We start from the raw sequence: 2,363 nt of genomic DNA on the forward strand, positions 1-2,363 counted from the left end.
ACCGCGGGCGTTAGGCCTTTTCCTCGCTAGCACTTATGTCTCAGCCTCAATACTATGTAGAAACTCGATGGGGAGGTAGCGAAGACACTCCATCGGTCGACCGTATGCAGCAAATCATTGCAGAACTTGCGGTTCGGGATGACGAGCACCCGGATACATGGCTCACGCATGCGCCCTCCGGATGGACAATTACCCTTGATGAAGATCGCTTTGCGTACCTTTCTGATCCTGACTGCAAGATCGTTGCTCACATGGCAGGCGTTGCCCCCGAGTACGCCCTTAAGCTTTGGCTTCTTCATTCCCGACAAGGAAAAGAAGCAACTACCAATGAGCCATGGAAGTCGGGCTCTCGGCTCATCAGCCAAGAAGAAATGTCTGCTCGCAAGGCCAAGGCCGATGCAATAACTCTTGAAAGCGATTTGGCATTCTATTCGCAACTGGGTCCAGAGGACCTGTCATCGCCATGCAAAGCCGATCATTGCTCACGTGGTCACATTAAGTACAGCGCTCTTTGCCGCGTCCACCACTTCGAACAAATTAGGCGAAAGCCATGCCCATTCAATGAATGAATAGTCTGCAGGCCATGGCAACTCACAAGCATGAAGCTTCCGGCACCAGCCTAACTGTTTGGTCAAGCCGACGCCCACAAGCTCCGCTTGTGGGTGCCCTCCGTGCTGCGCNCTCCTATTGAGGCGATGCAAGAAGAGATACTAAAGGGAACAAGGATGGGGCGAATGAAGGAAATGGCGTTCGAACGCCAGCAGGTTGAGCAGGAAATTGCATTTGCGCGAATGGAGGCAGCTCACGAAGCCGTTCCAGATTCGCTTGCCGAAAGTCTCGAAATTAACAAGGCACTTCGAACCCAACTAGGGGCCCTTGTTGAAAGCTTCGACAGAGTCAACTCACCCAAAGAGCGCAACAAGGAACGGCTCTTTGGCTTCGTTCTCGGCGTCGTCGCCTCGCTTATTGCCGCTCTTATATGGTGGGCGGCAACAGGACAATGGCCCGTTCTAAAGACGTAGCGAGATGCACAGAGACCAATCAGCAGCGCCAAAGTGCCACCGGCCATTGTCTTGTCCGGATGCCTGTCCTTCGGCAGTCAGCGCACCACCGCGCGGCGCCCAAGTGCCACGCGCCATCGGCAAGCAATCGCTGATCATTCGATCACTTCCAGCAGCCTGAGGCGTCTGGCAAACTCTCTGGCAAACATCAAGGAAGCACGCATGCAAGCCAGCAGCAACTTCAACGGCAGCAGGGCTGTGGTGTTCTCCACGCCCTCTACTTCGCTGTCCAGCCTAACAAGTTGTTCAACAGGACGTCTTCCAGCTTCGCTGGCAGCCGCCTGTTAACGCCGGCGTTAGGCCTCATCAAAACACCATCGAGTACGTCGCATGCAAAATCAGATCGAGCATGTTATCAATCAACTCCAACAGGTCAAACCTGACGAGTACGGCGATTGTGTGGATCAACTGAATCACGTCTTAGCAGGCTTCAGCAAACTTCCGGACAAAGAGCTAGCAGTGCCAGCAATGCTTGCATTGATCGAACGCTACCCTGATGCGGACATGGGCAGCCCTGGACCTTTAGTGCACGAAATGGAGGGCATCTTCGGTTACGAGGGGCACCTTGAAGAATCTCTCACCAGAGCCCCGACGGCGCTAACCTGCTGGATGGCAAATAGATTGTTGAATGCACAGCAAGAAGGCAGCCGGCAGCGATGGTTGCAGGCACTGCAACGCGTCGCGAACAACCCTAGTGCACCGCAATCGGCCCAAGCCGAGGCGCGGGAATTTCTACGTTTCCAGGGAGCGCCAGGTTGAATCTTGTTCAAATCCCAAAAGAATTTTGTGCAGGCATATCCGCCAAAGCATCTGTCACCAGCCTAAATTGCGTTAGGCTTTTCAGCATGCCAAAATTCTTTCCCGGTGTGTTTTATGCCTCTCTGGCAGCAATCCCTGGATTCATCATGGGGTCACTTTTTGCCGCACGGCGTATGTGGGAGCTCCCAACATCCGAGCTTGTTATTGCTTTGACACGAGGCTCCATTCACTTCACCTTGCTTTACTGCGTTCTCAGCATCTTCTACGGAGGACTTGTCTGGGTCATACTGCGCATGCTCGGACTGCTCAATCTTCTAAGCCTACTAGTCGCCGGCCTCATCCCAGTTGCCCTCTACATCGGATGGTCTATGTTCTCTCGCGGCTATGACCCAGGATGGATTGGTGCTGCAACCGCATTCGGCATACCAGCCTTTTTTGTGAGTATTGCTTTGTGGTGGTTTACCGTTGCCTCTCCATCCCAAGCATGAACTCACATATTAGTTTCAAAGCCGCGCCTTCGTTCACCAGCCTAACTGGTCGTAT

The 2,363-nt window shown here is 53.5% G+C and carries 4 protein-coding genes; all 4 read left to right on the forward strand.

The window, feature by feature from the left end:
• The first annotated feature begins 104 nt into the window (after positions 1-104).
• Positions 105-569, forward strand: a complete 465-nt coding sequence (locus tag EIP75_RS23690) for a hypothetical protein (RefSeq protein ID WP_125245654.1) — start codon at positions 105-107, stop codon at positions 567-569.
• 165 nt (positions 570-734) lie between these two features.
• Positions 735-1,022, forward strand: a complete 288-nt coding sequence (locus tag EIP75_RS23695) for a hypothetical protein (protein ID WP_125245655.1) — start codon at positions 735-737, stop codon at positions 1,020-1,022.
• A 369-nt stretch (positions 1,023-1,391) separates the two neighbouring features.
• Positions 1,392-1,820: a hypothetical protein gene (locus tag EIP75_RS23700; RefSeq protein WP_125245656.1), complete on the forward strand. Its 429-nt coding sequence runs from the start codon at positions 1,392-1,394 to the stop codon at positions 1,818-1,820.
• Positions 1,821-1,906: 86 nt separating this feature from the next.
• Positions 1,907-2,308: a hypothetical protein gene (locus EIP75_RS23705; RefSeq protein WP_125245657.1), complete on the forward strand. Its 402-nt coding sequence runs from the start codon at positions 1,907-1,909 to the stop codon at positions 2,306-2,308.
• Positions 2,309-2,363 lie beyond the last annotated feature (55 nt).

This window comes from Aquabacterium soli, from assembly GCF_003933735.1.
Taxonomy (GTDB): Bacteria; Pseudomonadota; Gammaproteobacteria; order Burkholderiales; family Burkholderiaceae_C; genus Aquabacterium; species Aquabacterium soli.

Coding starts and splice junctions, on each gene's coding strand:
- EIP75_RS23690 (WP_125245654.1), top strand. CDS start 105: ATGCAGCAAATCATTGCAGAACTTGCGGTTCGGGATGACGAGCACCCG.
- EIP75_RS23700 (WP_125245656.1), top strand. CDS start 1,392: ATGCAAAATCAGATCGAGCATGTTATCAATCAACTCCAACAGGTCAAA.
- EIP75_RS23695 (WP_125245655.1), top strand. CDS start 735: ATGAAGGAAATGGCGTTCGAACGCCAGCAGGTTGAGCAGGAAATTGCA.
- EIP75_RS23705 (WP_125245657.1), top strand. CDS start 1,907: ATGCCAAAATTCTTTCCCGGTGTGTTTTATGCCTCTCTGGCAGCAATC.